The 19,617-nt window shown below is 68.2% G+C and carries 16 protein-coding genes; 4 read left to right on the top strand and 12 right to left on the bottom strand.

All coding sequences use genetic code 11. The features are described 5' to 3' along the window. Positions 1 to 10 precede the first annotated feature (10 nt). From VFY73_RS30235 to VFY73_RS30220, 4 genes are all read right to left on the bottom strand, one after another. Positions 11 to 1,852 (bottom strand): DUF1800 domain-containing protein, encoded by a 1,842-nt coding sequence (locus VFY73_RS30235; RefSeq protein WP_329725316.1) that lies wholly within the window; start codon positions 1,850 to 1,852, stop codon positions 11 to 13. Between the two features lie 148 nt (positions 1,853 to 2,000). Then, on the bottom strand, positions 2,001 to 2,846 hold the full coding sequence (locus VFY73_RS30230) for a GNAT family N-acetyltransferase (protein ID WP_329725315.1): 846 nt from the start codon (positions 2,844 to 2,846) through the stop codon (positions 2,001 to 2,003). A 55-nt stretch (positions 2,847 to 2,901) separates the two neighbouring features. Beyond that, the gene (locus tag VFY73_RS30225; RefSeq protein ID WP_329725314.1) at positions 2,902 to 4,587 is read right to left on the bottom strand and encodes a glycoside hydrolase family 44 protein; all 1,686 of its coding nucleotides are present in this window, start codon (positions 4,585 to 4,587) and stop codon (positions 2,902 to 2,904) included. 338 nt (positions 4,588 to 4,925) lie between these two features. Then, entirely contained in the window at positions 4,926 to 5,585 is a 660-nt protein-coding gene (locus VFY73_RS30220; RefSeq protein ID WP_329725313.1) for a TetR/AcrR family transcriptional regulator, read from the bottom strand. 135 nt (positions 5,586 to 5,720) lie between these two features. On the opposite strand from VFY73_RS30220, the gene VFY73_RS30215 reads away from it, so the two are divergent. Beyond that, a complete protein-coding gene (locus VFY73_RS30215; RefSeq protein WP_329725312.1) occupies positions 5,721 to 6,167 on the top strand; it encodes a DUF2214 family protein in 447 nt (148 codons plus the stop codon). 416 nt (positions 6,168 to 6,583) lie between these two features. Here VFY73_RS30215 and VFY73_RS30210 read toward each other — a convergent pair whose 3' ends face one another. After that, positions 6,584 to 6,799, bottom strand: a complete 216-nt coding sequence (locus tag VFY73_RS30210; RefSeq protein WP_329725311.1) for a hypothetical protein — start codon at positions 6,797 to 6,799, stop codon at positions 6,584 to 6,586. Positions 6,800 to 6,922: 123 nt separating this feature from the next. Here VFY73_RS30210 and VFY73_RS30205 point away from each other — a divergent pair, with 123 nt between their 5' ends. Beyond that, complete coding sequence (locus VFY73_RS30205; protein ID WP_329725310.1) at positions 6,923 to 8,002, top strand: DUF2855 family protein; 1,080 nt, start codon at positions 6,923 to 6,925, stop codon at positions 8,000 to 8,002. 38 nt (positions 8,003 to 8,040) lie between these two features. Here the strand turns inward: VFY73_RS30205 and VFY73_RS30200 are convergent, their stop codons facing one another. Further along, the gene (locus VFY73_RS30200; protein WP_329725309.1) at positions 8,041 to 9,054 is read right to left on the bottom strand and encodes a hypothetical protein; all 1,014 of its coding nucleotides are present in this window, start codon (positions 9,052 to 9,054) and stop codon (positions 8,041 to 8,043) included. 157 nt (positions 9,055 to 9,211) lie between these two features. Here VFY73_RS30200 and VFY73_RS30195 point away from each other — a divergent pair, with 157 nt between their 5' ends. After that, positions 9,212 to 9,772, top strand: a complete 561-nt coding sequence (locus VFY73_RS30195) for a GNAT family N-acetyltransferase (RefSeq protein WP_329725308.1) — start codon at positions 9,212 to 9,214, stop codon at positions 9,770 to 9,772. Here VFY73_RS30195 and VFY73_RS30190 read toward each other — a convergent pair. From VFY73_RS30190 to VFY73_RS30180, 3 genes are all read right to left on the bottom strand, one after another. Then, positions 9,733 to 11,103 (bottom strand): tetratricopeptide repeat protein, encoded by a 1,371-nt coding sequence (locus VFY73_RS30190; protein ID WP_329725307.1) that lies wholly within the window; start codon positions 11,101 to 11,103, stop codon positions 9,733 to 9,735. The two genes, VFY73_RS30195 and VFY73_RS30190, sit on opposite strands and share 40 nt — an antisense overlap. Before the next feature lie 244 nt (positions 11,104 to 11,347). Further along, positions 11,348 to 13,162: a DUF885 domain-containing protein gene (locus tag VFY73_RS30185; RefSeq protein WP_329725306.1), complete on the bottom strand. Its 1,815-nt coding sequence runs from the start codon at positions 13,160 to 13,162 to the stop codon at positions 11,348 to 11,350. A gap of 102 nt (positions 13,163 to 13,264) precedes the next feature. Further along, positions 13,265 to 14,056 (bottom strand): HDOD domain-containing protein, encoded by a 792-nt coding sequence (locus VFY73_RS30180; protein ID WP_329725305.1) that lies wholly within the window; start codon positions 14,054 to 14,056, stop codon positions 13,265 to 13,267. A gap of 288 nt (positions 14,057 to 14,344) precedes the next feature. Here VFY73_RS30180 and VFY73_RS30175 point away from each other — a divergent pair, with 288 nt between their 5' ends. Further along, positions 14,345 to 16,621, top strand: a complete 2,277-nt coding sequence (locus tag VFY73_RS30175) for a PAS domain S-box protein (RefSeq protein WP_329725304.1) — start codon at positions 14,345 to 14,347, stop codon at positions 16,619 to 16,621. A gap of 57 nt (positions 16,622 to 16,678) precedes the next feature. Here VFY73_RS30175 and VFY73_RS30170 read toward each other — a convergent pair whose 3' ends face one another. The 3 genes from VFY73_RS30170 to VFY73_RS30160 form a co-directional block, all read right to left on the bottom strand. Further along, positions 16,679 to 17,116, bottom strand: a complete 438-nt coding sequence (locus tag VFY73_RS30170; RefSeq protein WP_329725303.1) for a hypothetical protein — start codon at positions 17,114 to 17,116, stop codon at positions 16,679 to 16,681. A 76-nt stretch (positions 17,117 to 17,192) separates the two neighbouring features. Continuing rightward, positions 17,193 to 19,112 carry a putative bifunctional diguanylate cyclase/phosphodiesterase gene (locus tag VFY73_RS30165; protein WP_329725302.1) on the bottom strand — a complete coding sequence of 640 codons (1,920 nt, stop codon included), beginning with the start codon at positions 19,110 to 19,112 and terminating at the stop codon, positions 17,193 to 17,195. Positions 19,113 to 19,114: 2 nt separating this feature from the next. Next, positions 19,115 to 19,606, bottom strand: coding sequence for a YfiR family protein (locus tag VFY73_RS30160; protein WP_329725301.1), 492 nt, complete (start codon positions 19,604 to 19,606; stop codon positions 19,115 to 19,117). Positions 19,607 to 19,617: the final 11 nt, after the last annotated feature.

The raw sequence follows: 19,617 nt of genomic DNA, 5'->3' as shown, positions 1-19,617 counted from the left end.
GTGCGCCCCCTCACCAGGCTTGAACAAGAAAGGCCGCTGAAGACGCGACCAGCTGCAGCGCGATCAGCACGCGCAGCTTGGGGTCGAAGGGCGACACCCTGGAGACCAGCTGGGTGAATGCGTCCACGTCGGGCGCCGGCACCGTGGCGCCGGTCAACAGCAGGCTGACCCGCTCGACCAGCGCGCGAGGCGACAGGCCGCGCAGATGTCCCAGCTCGATCAGCAGGTAGGTCTCCGCGTCGCGGACGAACTCGTTGATCTTGTTGATCGACGCCGCGATCACCGGCCCGTTGACGAGCTGGAACTCCGGTGCCACATGGCCCAGCCCTCCCAACTCGGACTGCGGCGCCGCATACCCGGGCCGGAAGAAGTTGAAGACCGTCGGCGACTTCAGCGGTGCCTGGCCGATCCCGGTGGAAGCGCCGCTCAGGTTGGCCACCGGGAAGACCACCGTACCGGGGTCGCCGACTTCCATTGCCCGCGCCACGGCGACCAGCCGCAGCATCGGCTCTCGCACCTTGCCGCGAAGGTCGACGAGGTCGCCTCCGCCCTGGTCGCCGGCGCGCGCTTCCGGGTCCAGCAGCACCGCGCGGATCACGGCGCGCATGTCACCGCGCACACCCTGGCCGTTGTCGGCAAAGGCTGCCGAGACGCGCGCCACGTAGGCGCCGCTGGGGTTGCTGGTGACCAGGCGCTGGATCAGTTGCTTGCCGATGAAGGGGCCGACGTTGGCATGCGCGAACACCGTGTCCAGTGCGCGCTTCACGCTGTTGGCCGGCTTGGTGCCGGCCGCAATCACCTTGCCGAGGAAGCGCTTTTCCTCGGGCGAATGGTTGGCCGCCACAGCGACCATCGGCTTGCTCCACTCGGCCATGTCCGGCTCGCCGGGCACAGGCTTGGGCACGCGCCAACCCGTGAACACGCGGGCCAGGTTGAACACGTCGTCTTGGGTGTAGGTTTCCCGCGGCTTGCCTTTTCTGAGCTTCAGGCTGCCGTCGGCGTTCAGCTCGTACAGGCCGATCGAGAACAGCTGCATCAGCTCGCGCGCGTAGTTCTCGTCCGGCACGCGTGTCGGCTCGCCATCCGGCCCGTACTCGGCCTTCAGGTTGTCGCGGTACGACAGGTACACGCCCATCGCCGAGCTGAGCGTCACGCCCTCGAGCAGGTCGCGGAAGTTGCCGAAGCAGCGGTCGTTCAGCATGTCCACGTAAGCCGCCGCGGTGATCTGGTTCTGGCCGATCCCGATGATGCCGACGCGGGTGGTGATGACGAAGATCTCGAGCAGCGCGGCGACGATGCGCTGACGCAGCGCGTCAGGGCCGGTCATGAAGGCGCGCCAGGCCTCGTTCATCATGAACTCGGAGTTCGGCGGGCCGAATGTCGGGATGTCGTACAGCCAGCCGCCCAGGGCATCGCGTTGCGCAAAGATGCGGTCGACGTGGCGCTCGCCACGCGGCGCGGCAAAGCCGTCTTCGATCCACTGCGCGAGGCCCTTGGTGCGCACGGCGGCCATCGTCGACACGGTGGGCCCATGGCTGGCGTGGGCCAGGAAGCGCGCGGCGACTTGCGCGTTGACGACGCCCTGGCCGTCGGGGGCGAAGGCCGCAGCCAGCTCTTCCGATGTGTAGGCCACGCGGTTGGCGGCAGAGGCCTGCTGCGCTTGCCGGCGCGTGCCAGCCGATGCCGCGGACACATCGTCGTCAGAGCTGCCGCCGCAGCCCGCCAACCCCGCACCGAGCACCGCGCTTGCCAGCAACGGCGGGGCTGTGGATGGCGCCTCGATCGGGCCGCGGGCCGCGGGCAGCGTTGCACCGGGGGATACAGCAGACCCACCATGCATGGTTGTGTTCATCTCGAATCCCTCCTTCGTCCTTCGCACCTGGAAGTGTCGCGGCATTCGAGCCGCCACGGCGGTGGCCCCCCCACGTTCGTGGAGCCTGTCGGAGGTTGGGTCGGGCCGTGCTAACCCGATGCGTCCGCTGTCGCGCCCTTGAGCGCGTTCAGCCGAGTTCGAAAGTCGTGATGCCGTACACGGTTTCGAGCTTGCACTCAGGCGCCGGGTAGGTGTACATGCGCGCCGTGTCGAACACGCTGCGCATTCCGTTGGCTTCGGCCAACGCGATGGCATTGCGGTTCGGCATCGGCACGTCCAGGAAGACAGCGTCGCCTGCCGGCAAGGCGTCACCAAGGGCACCGAACAGGGCCGATGCGATCGCCGGGGTGTCGGCCACCAGCGGGCCGATCTTGTGCCCCTGGCGGCACTGCCGCACCACGCCCCAGCCGCGCAGCTCGCCGTTGTCCAGCCACGCCAGGCCGGTCGAGTCCGGCATGGTGGACCAGGCGCGCAGAAAGGCGTCGCGGGGCGCTGGAAAGACGCTGCGGTCCTTGCGGCACAGCGTCGCGAAATCAACGTCCGTCAGCCGGACGATTCGACGCGAGGCGCCCTCAGGGTTCGGCCCCGCGACCCCCGACATGCGGGCGTTGTTCCAGGCCAGCATGAAGCCGCCGCGGCGGTAGTTAGCCTGCTGGGCCGGCACCCCGTCGAGGCCGACCACCTGGCCGGACAGCCGTGACATCGCCGCATTCCACAGGCGCAGGCCGATGCCCTGGCCGCGCCAGGCCGGCGCCACGATGTACAGGCCGATGAAGCCGAAGCGGCCCGCATACGAGACGGCGCTGACGCAGCCGACGGGGTGACCGCCGACCTCGGCGATCAAGAAACCTCCGGGGTCTGCGGCATGGAAACACGCGGCGTCGTGCAGGCCGGGATTCCAGCCTTCCTGTGCGGCCCAGTCGATCGCGAGCGGCACCTCGTGGCGGTGCATCGTGCGCACGGTGCAGTCCATGCGGGCCATTGTGCGGCGGTCGGCACGCGCCGGGTAGGGCGTGCCGCCGCTGGGGTCAATTGGCCGCGGCGGCCACCGGCACCACGTACATCGTGATCGAGTCGGCAGGCAGTTCGGCGTTGATCACGCCTGCCGTGACCGGTGTGTTGGCCAGGTGCTGGATCGCCGACAGGTTGGCCGGCGAGTAGCGGTAGACCTTGGCGTGGGCGCCGGCCGCGAAATGGTTGAGCGTGATCTTGCTGCTCAATGGCGTGCCCGATTTGTTGACTGCGATCAAGGTCATCGCGCCCTTCTTGCCGCGGCGCGAGGCATAGACCGACAGCTTGCTCTGATCTGCGCTGGTGGCGCGCACGCCGTAGGCGCCGAAGCGGCCGCCCTTGCCGTCCACGTTCAGGTACATGCGGAAGGCGAAGGCGACCGCGTCGTTGGTGTCCGGCGGCGACCACAGCGTGGCCAGGTCCAGCCGTTCGCGACCGAAGATGCCCAGCACATCGGCCTGCGCGAGCGCGCCATTGATGTGGTTCACCGCACCCCAGCTGTACTCGCTGATCGCGAGCTTGGTGCCGGGGTAGTTGTTGGCCACCCAGCTGCGCATGCGCGGGATCAGGTTGACCTTGTCGGCGATCCAGCTTTCGTCGGTGTAGGTGGGGTCCCACAGCGAGCGGGTCGAGCGCAGGCGCAGCGCGTTGGTGGCGGCATCGGTGTTGTTCGAGAAGACGCCGTTGGCCTGCGGGTAGTAGTGCTCGTCCAGGTAGTCGAGGATGCGCTTGCCGTGCTGCTGCTCGTAGGCCTTCATCTGCTGCAGGTACCACTCGGCGTGCGGCACACCGCCATGCGCATTGCGGTCCAGCGGGTGGTTCCACCAGTCACCGCCCGGAGCGGTGTCGAGGTCGGAATAGAAGTACGCCGTCCAGCCCCAGCCCGACGGCCCCAGTGTCTGGGCACCCGGGTCCACCGCCTTCACGGCGGCGGCGTATTCCCAGGTACGGTCTCGCAGCTCGTCGTAGCTCAGCGGCTGCGGGCGGATGTCGCGGTGCGTGTGGCGCCACAGCTCGGGCTCGTTGTCGAGGTTGTAGAACTTCACGCCACCGTTGTTGGCGTTGCCGTAGTTGGCGATCAGGTGGCGCACCCAGTCCTGCACGAACGGGGTGCCGACTGCCACGCTCGTGTCCGTCGGGTTGTTGCCGGTGATGTTGGTGCCATTGGTCTTGACACCGTTGCCGCAGTTCGTATCCCACGGGTCGACCGATTGCTGGGCACCGTAGACGCTGACCTTGAAGCCGCAGTCGAATGGGTGGCTGTCGTTCGGCGGCCGCCGCTTGGCGACCCAGCCGGTCATCGGCAGCGTCATCAGCGTCTGCGTGCCGGTGCGGCGGTCTTGCTCGACGAACTTGTCGGCGGCCGAACCGTCGGGCAGCGTGCGGCCGTCGGTGGGCAGCGGGTTCGGGATGTTCTCGAAGTACCAATCGCTGCCGGTGTTGTCGACATCGATCTTCCAGTTGTAGCGCGTGGTGCGGTTGCCGCCCCAGCGACGTACCGGCAGCTTCAACTCCTTGGCCAGCGCCTCCGGGGCGAAGTTCATGCCGTAGATGTAGTTGCTGATGACGTGGTTGTCAGCCGTGGCGTCGATGGTCACTGCCGGGCCGGTGGCCGCCCAGGTGGTGGCGGACAGGGCGCAAAGGCTGGCGGCGGCGAGCAGGTGCAGGGGGTTGAAGGCGGGTGGCAGCGAACGGCCAGGCATGGGGTAGTACTCCAGAGTTGGGAAGGTCATTGCTGACCCGTGCATCGATGCTAGTCATCCGGGCAAGCGACGCGCCTGGCAGCTCGCAGCCACGCGGCAATATCGGCAACCGCTGGTTACGGCCGTGCCATTGGCACGGTGATTTGCCCGTGGAAACCCGAGGTCGGGCGGCCCGCGGCCGGCATCAGGCTCGCGGAGCGTGCGCCCGCAGCGGGCGAACGGCCAGGGTCGTGGCGACCGATCGACATGCCGTGTATTTAACTTGTTAACGGGGGATGCATGACCAACGTGGCTGGCTCGTCGCTGCGGACCGTGGCTTCGAATCCCAGGGTGGTGCCTTACCCTGGGCGCCGAACGGGGTTGGCGAGACCGTCGATCAGCAGGCGCAACAGCTCGGCGCCCATTGCACTGGCGGCCTCGCCATGGTCCGCATCGAGCCCGAACAGCTCGCCTGTCTGCTGCTCGAGCACCAGCGTCACGTAGCCGTGCACCAGCGACCACGCCAGCAAGATGCGCTGACCTCGCTCCGAGGCTGGCAGCCGGCGCTCGGCCAGCACCGCGTCGATCGCGTCGCGCAGCGTGTCGCCGACCCGCTTGCCGGCGACGCGCAGCGTGTCGTCCTGCGGGTTCAGCCGGTCGCGGCGGAACATCAGCTGGAACAGCGCACGGTTGGCCAGCGCGAAGTCGATGTAGGCCTGGCCGACCGCACGCAGGCGGGCGGTGGTGTCGCCAGCCGGCGCGAGCGAGAGGTAGCCGTCGATCGTGTCGGCGAGCCGGTCCAGCCCGCTGGCGGCGCAGGCGCTGAGCAGGCCACGCGCATCGCCGAAATGGTGGGCCGGCGCCGCATGCGACACACCGGCACGGCGCGCACATTCGCGCAGCGTGAAGGCCTCCAGGCCATGCTGCTGCAGCATCGACTCGGTGGCGTCGATCAGCGCCTGGCGCAGATCGCCATGGTGGTAGGTGTCGGCGGCGACGGTGGCACGTGGCTTGGGCATCGGTCGAAAGCAGGAAATGGCGTGCGCGATGCGATCAGCAACACGCGGTGCGGCGTTACGGGGACTCGAACTTGACAGTGTCAAGCTTAGCACCTACGATCGGCTCATTCATATCTTGACAATGGAAAGATAGTCATGACCCCGGTTGCCCTGGATGCCTTGCTGGCCTCGCTGCACCACCTGCTGGTGTTCTCGCTCGTGGCGGTGCTGTTTGCCGAGCTGGTGCTGACCGGTGCCGCGCCGGACGCAGGGCGCCTGCGTCAGCTGGGCAAGCTCGATGGCGCTTACGGCATGTTGTCGATGAGCGTGGTGGTGGCCGGCTTCGTCCGCGCCGTCTACGGCGCCAAGGGCTGGTCTTACTACGCCGGCAACGAGATGTTCTGGGCCAAGATCAGTGTCTTCGTCATCGTCGGCTTGCTGTCGGCGGTGCCCACCGTGCAGTTGATCCGCTGGCGCAAACGGGGCGTCGTGCCGGACGCGGCAGCGATGCGCTCGCTGCGCCGGTGGATGCTGGGGGAGGCTGCGCTGATCGCGCTGATTCCGGTGCTGGCGGTGCTGATGGCGCGCGGGATCGGGTATTGAATCCGGTGATCAGCGTCGAGCTTCTGGCACCAGATCCACCACTGTGTGCGGCGTACCGCCCAGCGACCTCGGTGATGCGCCACGCGGCGCGCCAGCGGCACCGTGCGCGCGTCGATACTGCGCCGCGGCGCAGCCGCTGATCGGGCAGTTCGCTAGCGATGGGCCACCCATCCCAACCAGCCCGTGCCTGCGGACATTCCAACGGCGGGCTTCTGGCGTCCATGCTCGGCGCCCGGCGCCGTCGATCGGGAAGACGCGGTCTCCCAGGGGCGTCAGGTGGACCTGGTGTTCTGTCCCGTAAATAACTGTCATTGCGACGGGCCGCAATGGGGTTGATCGTGAGACGACGAGCCGGGCAGATACCGGCTTGGCGACGCTGCGAGCGCCCCATCTGGTCGAATCTCGATGGCAGTTATTTACGGGGACAGCACACTGGTGCGGGTCAACGACGTGCCGATGGCACCGCCGTTGCCCGAACCGCCGATACAAGGCACCCCGCGTTGCGTGTCGGACGGCAGCGACGCACCCACGAATCGGCAGGGCGCCGCTTCGGCGCGGCCGTACCACCACCAACCCACGAGCACGGCCACCGCCGCCAGGCATTGGCGGGCGGTCGCTTTTCTGATTCTCATTGTCGGATCCCTCTCTCTTGGGCGCTCATTTTCTCAGAGCCGCCGTCGCGCCGGCGACACTTTCGGCGGCCGGTGCCTGCCACCATCTCGGCCCGCAACCGCTTCAAGCAAGGAGAACTGCCCATGCAGACGATCCGTTCTTTGGTCGTCGCGCGCGGCGACCTGGCGCGAACCGACACCTTCGAACAGGCTCGGATGCCGATGGAGGAGGGCGAGGTTCTGCTGAAGATCGACCGGTTCGCCTTCACGGCCAACAACGTCACCTACGGCGAGACCGGCGACAGCCTCGGCTATTGGCAGTTCTACCCGGCGCCCGAAGGGTGGGGGCACATCCCGGTCTGGGGCTTCGCGGATGTCGTCGAATCACGCTGCAACGGCATCGCCCCCGGCGAGCGCCTCTACGGCTTCCTGCCGATGGCCACGCACCTGCGGCTGCGGCCGCAACGCCTGAGTGAGGCCAGCTTCATCGACGCCACCGCCCACCGCCAGGCGCTGCCGAAGGCCTACAACCTGTACCTGCGCACGGCGAGCGACCCGAGCTACCGACGGGAAGACGAAGACCTGCAGGCGCTGCTGCGGCCGATGTTCATCACCTCGTTCCTGATCGACGACTTGCTGGCCGACGAGGGCTTCTTCGGCGCCACGTGCGTCGTACTGTCCAGCGCATCGGCGAAGACGGCGATCGGTCTGGCCTTCTTGCTGCATCGACGCGGTGGAGTCGAGGTGGTGGGCCTGACGTCGGCCGGCAACCGCGGCTTCGTTGCCGAGCTCGGCTGCTACGACCGGGTGGTGACCTACGACGAACTGGCCACGTTGCCGCTCGACCGGGCCACGGTCTACGTGGACTTTGCCGGCAGCGCCACGCTGCGCCAACGGGTGCACGAACACCTCGGTGATCGGTTGCTCTACAGCAGCGCGGTCGGGCTGGCGCACCGCGACACCGAACGCGCGAAATCGCGGGTGCCGGGCGTCAAGCCGATCTTCTTCTTCGCCCCGGATCGGCTGCGCAAGCGCGCGCAGGACTGGGGCCGCGACGGCCTCGAGCCGCGCGTCAGCGAGCAGTGGCGCGGCTTCGTGGCGGCCGCGCGCGGCTGGTTGACTGTCCGGCATGGCCAAGGGTTCGATGCCGTGCAGGCGGCCTATGCGCAGGCGCTGGCCGGCCGGGTGCCACCGAACGTGGGCGTCATGTTGTCGCTCGGCTGAGCGGACCACCTGTGGCCTGCAACGCGGAAACCGCAACGCTACGACCGCAGAAAGGCGACAAGGCGATCGATGCTGTGTTGATCGGCCTGTGGGACGGGGCTGCCGCCGGGGGCATTGCTTCGCAGCACCTCGGTCCACGCGGGCAGCCGGTCGGCGTCGAAGGCGGCGGCCAGGACCAGCCGGCTGAAGCGCTCGCTGGACGGCAGGTCGCGGCGCCGGGCCAATTGCTTGCGCTGGTGGTCGCTCAGGGCCAGCGCGCCCAGGTCGGCGGCACGCTGGACCTTGTCCAGCCGGGGCAAGGCGACCCCGGTGAACCAGCTGCCGAAGGCGTCCGCCCAGCGGCTCAGGTCATGCACGGTCCGGACCGTGATCTCGTCGGTCGGCGGTAGGGCACCGGGGGCCAGCTCGCCGGCCCGCAAGGTGACGTCCGGCGTGGCCGTGGCGGCTGTGAGGCCCAATGCCTCGCGCCAGACTTGCGACACGTCATGGCAATGAAACGCGAACACCGCCTGCAACACCACCGCTCCGGCGCGTTCGCCGGCCGCCAGGCCGATGCCTTGCTTCACCGCGCCGGTTCGGCGCACCAGCATATGGCCGGCGGCGGCTTGGTAGCCGTGCGGCACCAGCCGCTGCGCCAGCTGTCGGGCCAGTTGCGCCCGGGCGGTCTCTTTGGTCAGTGGTGGTGGCGCGGGTTCGGCCGGCAGCAAAGGCATTGGCGCTACGCTGCCATTCGCATGTACCAGGCAACCGTCCGCGCGGTACAGCTGCCGATGGTGCGGATCCAGCAGATGCAACTCGGCCGAAGCGGCGGCTCGCGCCAGGCGTACGAGGGTCTGCGCGGGCGGCGGCTCCGGCAGCGTGACGATGAAGACCGCGTCTTCCAACGTCGTTGGTCCCTCGCACTCGGAATGGGCGACGGAGATCGACTCGGCAAACGCGCGAAAACGTGCCCGTTGGTCGGCCGTTGCCGCGTGGCGTTTCGCGGTGTGCGCCTGCGCTTCGGACACCGTCCGGACGGCGGGGGCGTGGAACAACTGCAGAATGAAGCGCATACGGTTCAGTTCGGCCGAAGTGCATTCAGCGCATCGGCCGTGCGAAGAAGCTGTTGTGGGTCTGGCGATGGGGCGCGATTCTGGGTCACCGACGCCCTCGGCCCACCGTCCATGATGCTTGTCGAGCCCTTCTGGTTGCTTCCCGTCACACATTGGCATGCCCGTCCCTAACTTGAAGATCCAGGCCCTGCTGGTGTCGGAGTTCGACACCTTCGCCCGCTACCTCAACGAACACCTGAAGGACAACGGCGAGCCGCCCGCCGGATACTTCCAACCGTTGTCGCGTGACTTGTCGGTGTTCGTCGGCGAGCGGGCCGAGCGCTTTCGCCGGGCGCTGGTGGTGCCCGTGGGCCACACCGGCTGGCGGCGCGCCTGGATTGCACGCGACGAAGCCGACGCCATCGTCGGCCACGTCGACCTGCGGGCTCACGCCGAGGCTTTCACGACCCACCGCTGCCTGCTCGGCCTGGGCGTGGCCGGCAGCCACCGGCGCCAGGGGCTGGCCCAACGCCTGGTGGTCACGGCCTGTCGCTGGGCGCGCTCGGAGGCGAACATCGACTACGTCGACCTGCAGGTGCTCAGCAACAACACCGCTGCGCTGGCGCTGTACCGCGCAATGGGATTTCGGCAGGTCGGCGAAGTGGTCGACATGTTCCGGATCGACGGCCGCAGCCTGGACTACACGTCGATGACGCTGGCGCTGGGCCCCGGCACCTGATCCGGCAGCGTGCGGACGAACCCGCTGGCCCTGGAGCTGCGGTACAGGCGTTCGAAGCGCGGGTCTGCGTAGAGCGGCTCCATCAGCGGGCTCGTGGCGCCCGCGAGGAACAACGGGTCACGCGCCGCCGCGCTCTGCTGCAGCAGCGACAGCGCTTCGTCGTAACGGTGTCGGGCCGCCATCACTTCGGCCAACACGTAGTGTGATGGGGGCGGGCTGGCTTCACCGGCCGTCCGCAGTGCCTGGTCGGCCTCGTCGTCACGGCCGAGCAGGAACAGGGCGCAGGCCTCGCCCAATTGGCAATCGGCATGGCCGGGGCAACGGTGCCTCGCGTCACGGTAAAGCGTGATCGCCTCTTCGTATCGCCCGCGGTACAGCATCATGTCGGCGCGCGACAGCAGGGCCCAGAAGTTGTCGGGCGCGATGTCGAGCAGTGCGTCGTATTCCTTCTCGGCGTCCAGCCAGCGCCGCTGCGCCATCCGCAGCCAGGCCATGTGCAGCCGAAAGGCAGGGTTCTGCGGATCGAGCTCGCGCGCGCGCTGCAGTTCCGCCTCCGCCGCGTCGTGCAGGCCGGCGAACATCAGCTGAAAGCCGTACAGGTCTCGCACGCGGGCGTTGTCCGGCGCGAGGTCGGCCGCACGCTTCAACTCCTGCTCGGCCGCCGGCCAGTCGTGCTCGAAGCGGTGAAGCACCAGGCCCTTCAGCGAGGCGGCCTCCGGCAGCATCGGATCGAGCTCCAGCGCCCTGCTCAAGGCCTCGAGCGCATCGTCCACATTCGGCGTGGGCGGCTCGAGCCCGCTCATGCTGAGGTTGACCCAGGCACGGGCGGCGCCGAGGTAGGCCGGCGCATAGTCATCGCATTCGCGCAGCGCCTCTTGGTAGCGCTCCAGCGCCGCAGGGAACACGCCCTCACGCAGAAAGTGGTCACCCCGTTCGACCAGGTCGCGTGCCCGCCTCGAGCCGGACGTGCGACCCGCCGCATCGCGCCGTCGGATGGTCGGCACGTAGCTGCCCACCGGCAGGCTGATCTCCCAGGTCTCGCTCTGGCCAGCCTTCGCGTAGTACTTGGCCAGGCGCTGGCGCAGCCGCCGTGCCTCGACGCGCACGATGCTGTCTTCCTTCGGGTTGAAACGGTCCGGCTGGCGACCGAAGACTTCGATCGCGATCACGGTCTCTTTCAACGCCGCGGTCTGTCCGCTTTGCACGCCGGCCATCACGTGGCGCAAGAAGCGCTGTTGTTGCGTCGAGCCGGCAAAGGATGGGCTGGCGAGCAGGCGCTGCAACGCCGCTTCCAGGTCTTCAGGCCAGGCTGCGCCGTGTGTCACCTGCATGTCACTCCTTCACTCGCTGGAAGTTGAGCACGCGCTTCCAGAATCGCGTGCCGCTTCAATCAATGCCGGGCCAGGCGCGAGGTGTGGGCGTTTCGACAGTGCCTGCTTTGGCGAACAAGGAGACATCATGCCATTTCATCGCTAGTTCGCGCATTCGCGATGCCGCCCCCTTCCGCTTGGTGCCTACCGGCTCCAGTGTCCGTTGTTCGGCGAGCCGTCCCGACGAGCGCCGGCACGCCCCGAGTCACACAGCACCGGACCAGCGCCCCACCACCTCGCCCAGCACGTCCAGCGGCACCGAGCCTGTTTTCAGCACCACGTCGTGGAAGCTGCGTGCGCTGAAGCGCTCGCCCATCGCCTGTTGCGCCTGCCCACGCAAGTCCAGCAGCCGCAACATGCCGATCATGTAGGCGCAGGCTTGGCCCGGGTTCACGACATAACGTTCCACTTCCTGTGCACTGATGCCGAAGGCGATGGCTTGCCCGCGTGTCCAGCGCTTGGCGTGCAGGCCCGTGTCGACAACGAGCCGGCGGGCGCGGAACAGCTGGCTGTCGAGCGCGCCGAGCAGCTGGTGCGGGTCGCCCTCGTACCAGCCGTGGTCGATGGCCAACCGCTCGGCGTACAGGGCCCAGCCTTCGCTGTAGGCGCTGCCGCCGCCGAAGACCAGCCGCTGGCGCCAACGCGGCAGGTCGTCGCGTTCCTGCTGGATCGTGAGTTGGAAGTGGTGGCCTGGGATGGCCTCGTGCACCGCCAGGCTGCGCATGCCCGGTATGTTGAAGACCGGGCCGGGCAACGGTGCCCAGAAGACGCCGGGCCGGCTGCCGTCCGGCGCGGGTGTGCTGTAGTGTGCGGCGGCCGTCTTCTCGGTCAATGCGGGTTCGCGACGCACTTCGACGGGCGCCTTGGGCTGCAGGTTGAACAGCGCCTGGCTGCGCCGTTGGTTGTCGGCCACCATCGCCTTGAAACGCTCGATCAATCCCGGCCGCGGGTCGGGCTCGGCCGGCGGCTGGAGCTCCAGGCGCAGCGCCTTCATGCGTTCTTCGACGCTGCCGCTGGCGCGGCCGAGCGCACGCAGCACGCGGTCCATCTCGCCTTCGATGCGCGCCACTTCGCGCAGCCCGATCGCATGGATCGCCTCCGCGTCCAGCGTGGTCGTCGTGGCGCCGGCCAGCGCCTGCGCGTAGGCGGCAGCGCCATCGGGCAACCGCCACAGACCGGCGTCGTCGCTGGTGCGTGGGTGCAGTTCGTTCATCAGTGCCAGCAGGCGCTGCCACGCCGGGCGGATGCGCTGCTCGACCAGCCGGGTGGCGTTGGCAATGGCCGTCGTGCGGTCGGCAGGCGCCAGGCCCTCGACCTGTGCGCTGCGCCGGGCCAGCGCCTCGACGAACAGGTTCTTGTCCGCCGGCGGGGCCAGGAAGTCCTGTACCTGGGTGCGCGATCGCTCGAGGATGAAGCGCGGCGGCAGCAGGCCCCTGACCGCGGCGTCTCGCACCCGCTCGATCGCCTGGTCGATGCGCAGGTCCACCTGCGCCAGACGTTCGACGAAGGGGCCGACATCGGCCGGCCTGCGCAGCGGCTGGGCTTCGTTGAACAGCGAAACGAGCCGGATCTGCAGCCCGCCGAACTGGTTGAACAGGAAGTTGTGGTCTTCGAAAGGCTCGGCGTCCAGCGTGCGCTGCAGGCTCCAGCGCATCGTGACGGCGCCGGTGCGCTGGTCGGGTGTCAACCGGCCGAAGTCATAGCGCGCCAGCCGGGCCAGACCGGCGCGCGCCGTGTTGCGCACCTGCGCACGATGGGCGTGGGTCTGCGGAGTCAGGCGGCTGTCGAGCGCGGCCTGCTCGGCGCCGTCGAAATACTGCGTGAAGGTCGCACGTTCCGGCGACAGGCGCACCCAATCGGCCGCAAAGCCGTCGGCCCATGTGTCGAAGTCTTGCGGCGCGGGCGCCGCGAACATCGCGCAGCCGCTTCCCAGGCCGGCCCAGGCAGCACCTGCTGTCAAGGCCAGTGCGTGGCGGCGGTGGATCGGAAGCGGGGCGTTATGTGAGAGGTCGGTGGGCATGGTGCGGCGCAGTCTATTTCAGCGCTGCCGCGGCTGCTGTGACAGGCCGAAAACGACAACGCCCTCCGAAGAGGGCATTGCCGGGGCATGCTTGACCGGGTCTCAGCCGTTGGCCAGCGCGTCGTCGATCTTGTCTTTGACCTTGTGCAGGCTGCGCAACAGCGAGGTCTGGTCCATCATCGCCTGCGGAGCGATCTTCGAGACCACCTGCTCCAACTCGTCCGGTGAGGTCATCAGCGTGTCGGCCAGGGTCGACAACACGCAGACGTAGCGATGCGACACCGGCGGCAACCGGTGCGTCAGGTTGACGGTCACGTGGTGGCGCACACAGTTCACCGTGGCACCCGGCAGGCCCCAGCTTTCGCACAGCCGCGCGCCGACTTCGGGGTGGCCGACGCCGAAGGCGTTCTGCTCCATCTCGACCAGTGCGCCATCGTTGGGGGCGGCTTTCAGCAACGGCAGGTACTGCTCGGGCGAATGGGCGTACAGCACCGCCTTGCCGCACTCTTCGAACAGGCCGGCGGTGTGGGCGCTCCAGGCTTCCATCGACAGCGCCTGGGCGATGCGCCCCATCAGCATGCCGCGCATGCGGGCGCGTTCCCAGAGCGCGTGCAGCTCCGGCACCTGCGGGAATGCCGCGCGCAAGCCGTTTTCGTAGGCGATGGCCGAGATTTCGCGCACACCCAGGTAAGTGACCGCCTGCTGCACGCTCTGGACCCGGCCCTTCAGCCCGTACAGCGGCGAGCTGACGGTGTTCATCACCGCGGCGGCGAGTGACAGGTCGGCTTCGATGAGCTGGCTGACATCGCTGAGGTTCAGATCGGGCCTGCGCAGCAGCTCGCCCAGTTGCAGCAGCGTCTGCGGATGTGCTGGCAGGTTGAGTTCGATGTTCACGGGTGAACTCCGGTCACTGTGAGGACGGTTGGCAAAGATAAACCGATATTGGGCGCCGATCGGCCCCAGCGATAGGGCGAAGTGGGCTTGGTTTCAGGCGCATTTGCGCGCTTGGATCGGTCGCTCGCGGCCGGCTGCGCGGCGCCGGCGCTGCCCGCGGGCACTTCGCGAATCCTCGGTGTCGGCCATCCGGCACAGGGTTTGCTTTTGGTGTCTGTTCCGGGCGGATGAGGCCGCTTGCGTCTCCATCTGCCGGCAGCCATGCTCGCAACAGGTAAGTTTTTCCTGATGACCACCCCCGAAACCGGCAGCGCAGCCCCTCGCAGCGACGAGGTGTTTCGCCGTCTGGTCGACAGCGTCCACGACTACGCGATCTTCATGCTGTCACCCGACGGGCACATCGTCTCGTGGAACCAGGGCGCCCAGCGGATCAAGGGCTACAGCGCGCCCGAGGCCATCGGCCAGCACTTCTCGGTGTTCTACCCGCCCGAGGCGGTCCAGTCGGGCTGGCCGCAAGAGGAGTTGCGCCGCGCCGTCGCCGCAGGGCGGTTCGAAGACGAAGGCTGGCGCATCCGCAAGGACGGCACGCGCTTCTGGGCCAATGTCGTCATCTCGCCGCTGCGTGACGACGCCGGCATGCTGCTGGGTTTCGCCAAGGTCACGCGCGACCTGACCGATCGCAAGAGACAAGAGCAACGCGTGGCAGACAGCGAGCGCCACCTGAGGCTGCTGATCGAGAGCGTTCAGGACTACGCCATCTTCATGCTCGACCCGCAAGGCATCGTTGCCAGCTGGAACCCCGGGGCACAGCGCATCAAGGGGTACTCGGCCGAAGAGGTCATCGGCCGCCCGTTCACCATCTTTTACCCACAGGAAGCCATCGACAAACGCTGGCCGGAGGAAGAGCTGCGGCGCGCGCGGCAAGCCGGGCGTTTCGAAGACGAAGGCTGGCGGGTGCACAAGGACGGCACGCTGATCTGGGCCAACGTGGTCATCACCGCCGTGAAAGACGAGCGGGGCGAACTGGTCGGGTTCTCGAAGGTGACGCGCGACCTGACCGAACGGCGCCGGCATGAAGAGCAGCTGAAGGACAGCGAAGAGCGGCTGCGGCTCATCGTCGAGGGTGTGAAGGACCATGCGATGTTCCTTCTGGACGTAGGGGGGATCATCCGCTCATGGAACCAGGCGGCGCGGACTGTGCTCGGCTACACCCAGGAGGATGCGATCGGCCAGGACGTGGCGATGCTGTATGCGCCGGAGGATCGTCAGGCCGGCCGGCCCGAGGCCGAGCGCAGTGCCGCGGCACACGGCGGCTCCTTCCAATCCGAAGGATGGAAGATGCGGGCCGACGGGACACGGTTGTGGACCGACGTTGTCATCACCGCGGTTCGTGATCAGTCGGGTGCGCTGCAGGGGTTCGTCCACATCCTGCGCGACATGACGGAGCAGCGGCGGGCCGAAACCCTCGAAGCCGAAGGCAAACGGGTGCTGGAGTTCATCGCGATGCTGTCGCACGAACTGCGCAACCCGCTGGCGCCGATCCAGAACGCCGTCAGCATTCTCAAGTCACCGATCGGCAAGCAGCAGACCGATCGCTGCGCGGACCTGATCGGCCGGCAGGTCAACCACTTGACGCGGCTGGTCGACGATCTGCTGGACGTCAGCCGGATCACCACCGGGAAGATCGAGTTGCAGCAGGCCCCGCTGGAGATGAACACTCTCGTTCAGGTGGCGTTCGACTCGATGCGTGCGACGCTGGAGAGCTATGGCCACAGCTGCGAGCTGAAACTTGCGCCGCAGCCGGCGTTCATCAACGGCGATTCGGTGCGGCTGACCCAGGTGGTGGTCAACCTGTTGACGAACGCTGCGAAATACACGCCGCCCAACGGGCACGTCGAGCTTTGCGTGGCACGTGACCGATCCGTGGTGCGCCTCGAAGTCAGCGACAACGGCGTCGGGATGCCTGAGTCCCTGCTGCAGCGCGCGTTCGACCCCTTCGTGCAGGGACCGAGATCGCTGGACCGCTCGGCCGGCGGGTTGGGCATCGGCCTGACGCTGGTCCGCAAGATCGTCGATCTGCACGGCGGCACGGTCGTGGCCGCCAGCGAGGGGGCGGGCAGGGGCGCCAAGTTCACGGTGACCCTGCCGTTGTCGATGCAGGCCTCCCAGCCCGTCGATGGGACGACCGTGATGGTGCATCCCGCGACAGGCGGGAGGGTGCTGCTGGTCGACGACAACGACGACGCGGCCGAGAGCCTGGCCCTGCTGCTGCAGATGTCGGGGCACGAGGTGCTGATGGCCCGCAGCGGCGCCGAGGCGTTGAGCATCGCTGCGCGCGAACAGCTCAAGCTCGGCGTCGTGCTGCTGGACCTCGGGTTGCCGGACATGTCCGGCTACGAAGTGGCGCGCCGGTTGCGCGACTCCCCATTGACCCGGCACCTGCGGCTCATCGCCACGACGGGCTATGGGCAGGAGAGCGATCGACGGGCGACCGCAGAAGCGGGTTTTGACGAGCACCTGGTCAAGCCGGTGAACCACCACGATGTGCTTCGCCTGATTGCCTAGCGTCCCGCCCCCCCAACAGCCATCTGGTCGAACTCGATGGGCGGGCGGCAATGACGGCTATTTGCGGGACAGGATACTGACCTGCAGCGACACACCGAGGCAGGCGCCCCACATCAGGTGGTCTGCCATCTGGGGCCAGAAGGCCAGTGCAGCCACCGCGGGGAAGAACGCCGGCGCGATGACCCGCAAGTCGAGCAGGCCGATGGCCGCGGCCATCACCAGCGCCCAGCCCGCCGGGTGCCGGCGCGGCAGCAGCAGGCCGGCCACCAGTGTCCAGAGCGCCGACACGGCGCCGTGCACCAGCGCTGCCGCCGCGAAGAGCCAGGGCCGCGGCGAATCGGCCGCCAGCAGCATCGCACCGGCGGCCCAGGTGGCTTCGCCGACGTCGCCACCGGCGTGCAGCGCCCACAGCGTCGACGGTGCACCGCTGAGCACGGTGGCGGCCAGCCAGGCCCAGGCCAGCTCCCGGGCTGAGAAGTGCAAGGCGATGGGCATGACGAGAGCGCGCCGGGGTGGTGGGGTGTCAGCGGCATCTTGCGCCAGGCGGCCAGGGTGGCGAAGGAACCGGGCGCTATGAACTCACGGCGCCGCCGAACTCCGGCGATTTGCATACCGGCTGATCGCCCTCGCCGACCGCCGCCGGGGCCGGAGCCGCGCGCAGCCAACTCTCGAGCGCGTGGGCGGGCTGCGGCCGGGCCAGGCCGAAGCCCTGGTACAGGTCACAGCCCAGTTGCATCAACCGGTCGTGCTCGGCCTTGCGCTCGACGCCTTCGGCCACCACCAGCATGTCCAGGGAATGCGCGACGCGCAGCATCGCCTCGACCATCAGCGCGTTGTCGTGGTCAGCCTCGATGCCGGCGACGAACAGCCGATCGATCTTCAGCTTCCGGCATCGAATGCGACGCAAGTACGCCAACGAGCTGTAGCCGGTGCCGAAGTCGTCGATCGCCAGCGCATAGCCCATCGACTGCAGCCGCACCAGGATCGAGTCGGGGTTGTTCAGGTCGTCGAAGAGCACCGATTCGGTCAGCTCGAACTCGACCTCGCCCGGCTGAAGGCGGGAGGCTTCCAACTGCTCGAGGAACTGACGGCGGTCCGCTTCGCGGTGAAGCTGCTGCGACGAAATGTTCAGCGCCACGGGCACGGGCGACAGGCCTTTGCTGCGCCACGCGTCGATGTCGATGCGAGCCTGGCGCATGCACGCCAACCCCAGGTCGACGATCAGCCCCGACTCTTCGGCGATGGGGATGAACTCCGCCGGGCCGATGGCGCCCCGCACCGGATGGGTCCACCGAGCCAGTGCTTCGACATTGCGCAGCACACCGCCGCTGTCGAATATCGGTTGGTAGACCAGGCTGATGCGCTGCGCGGCAATGGCATCGCGCAGGTCGGCCTGCAGGCGGGCGCGTTCGCGCTGCCCCTCGCCCAGGGCGGGCGTGTAGTCGGCCACGGCATTCTTGCCATTGCGCTTGGCTTCGTAGAGGGCCACGTCGCTGCATTGCATCGCTTCTTCGGCGGTTTGGGCATCGGCAGGGAGCTGCGACATGCCGATCGACACCTTGACCGCCGGCTGCGTGCCCGCCCTCTGCGCAGCGGGCAGCCGGTTGATCATCTCGCGCGCCACCCGCCGGCCAGTCTCTTGTGAACGAGGCCCGGTGAGCAACACCGCGAACTCATCACCACCCAGGCGCGCGACCATGTCGTCTTCGCGCACCAGCTCTCGCAACAGGGTGGCCACCGTCCGCAGCGCATCGTCGCCTGTGGCGTGACCGTAGGTGTCGTTGATCTGCTTGAAGTCGTCCACGTCGAGACACAGCAGCGTGACCGGCAGGCCGTGTTCCCGAGCCCCTTTGGCCGCCAGTTCGAGGGCGCTGGAGAAGGTCGCCCGGTTGGCCAGCCCGGTCAGTGCGTCGTGGTGGGCCAGGTAGCGGGTTCGCTCTTCGGCGTCACGCACGGCCGCACGCATGCGCCGCGAGATGAGCCGGGTGAATGTCGTGGCACCGAGCATCACCATGAGCAAGGCCACCACGAGCGAGCCGAGCGTCGACCACAGTTCGCTGCGATCGGCCAGGACCTTCAGCCTGGCCACCTCGGTGCCGTTCGCGAGGACCGGCACCGTCACCTGGACTTCGCCGCCGTAGCGCTGCAACCAGCTGCGCTGCGCCTCGTCGCGCTGGTAGCTGGCCAGGGCCGAGCCGTCGGGCCGCTGCAGCATGACCTCGGACACGTCGGCGACGCCCCGGAACGCCTGCAGCGATTCGGTCGCATCCCTGGCGCTGTCGAAGATGGCGGCTGCGCTGACCGAATGGGCCACGATGCCGGCGTGGATGCGCAGCCCGCGCTCGTGGCTGTGATCGAGGTAGATGTACTCCACCACGGCCAGCAGGCCGGCGGTCAGCAGCATGGCGACGGCGAGCGACCGCACCTCCGAGCCGGTGTGCGATCGGCGCCAGCGGGCTGGCGAAGACGGGCCTGAGCGGTCGGGTGGCATGGTCAGTCCTGCTGTACGAACCGTGCCAGACGCAGCAGGCGCGTGTCGATCTCGAGCCCGTCTTCGCGCGCGGCCTTGAGGTTGACATCGAAGACGACACGGCCCAGCTCGACTTGAACGTTGACCATCACGTCGTCTTTCAAGCCGCCAAGCACATCGCCGACCCGAAGCAGACCATGCCGGCGCTGGGCCATCGGGGCGCGCTCGTTCGGGCCGACCAGTGCCACATGGCACTGCTTCGACGGATCGGTCGCTCCACGTCGAAGCTGCAGCCGGTGGCCGTTGATCATCTGGCCGTCCTGCCGCGCCACCGCGCCGGCCAGCGGGTGCTCCTCGGCCAGGCACATGACGAGGGTCTGGCCGGGTTGGAGCACGGCCGCCGGCCACTGCGCGAACAGCAACGCCCGGACAATGATCCGGGCCTTCAGTTCCGGGGCGGATGCGTCGGCGCGGGCGGTGGTGGCCGCCGCCGCGATGCCGGCGAGCACGGCCACCCAGCGCCACC

It is taken from the genome of Ideonella sp. (assembly GCF_036277275.1).
Lineage (GTDB): Bacteria > Pseudomonadota > Gammaproteobacteria > Burkholderiales > Burkholderiaceae_C > Ideonella.
Note: the sequence above shows the minus strand (reverse complement) of the source record. Positions and strands in the feature narration are given on the sequence as shown.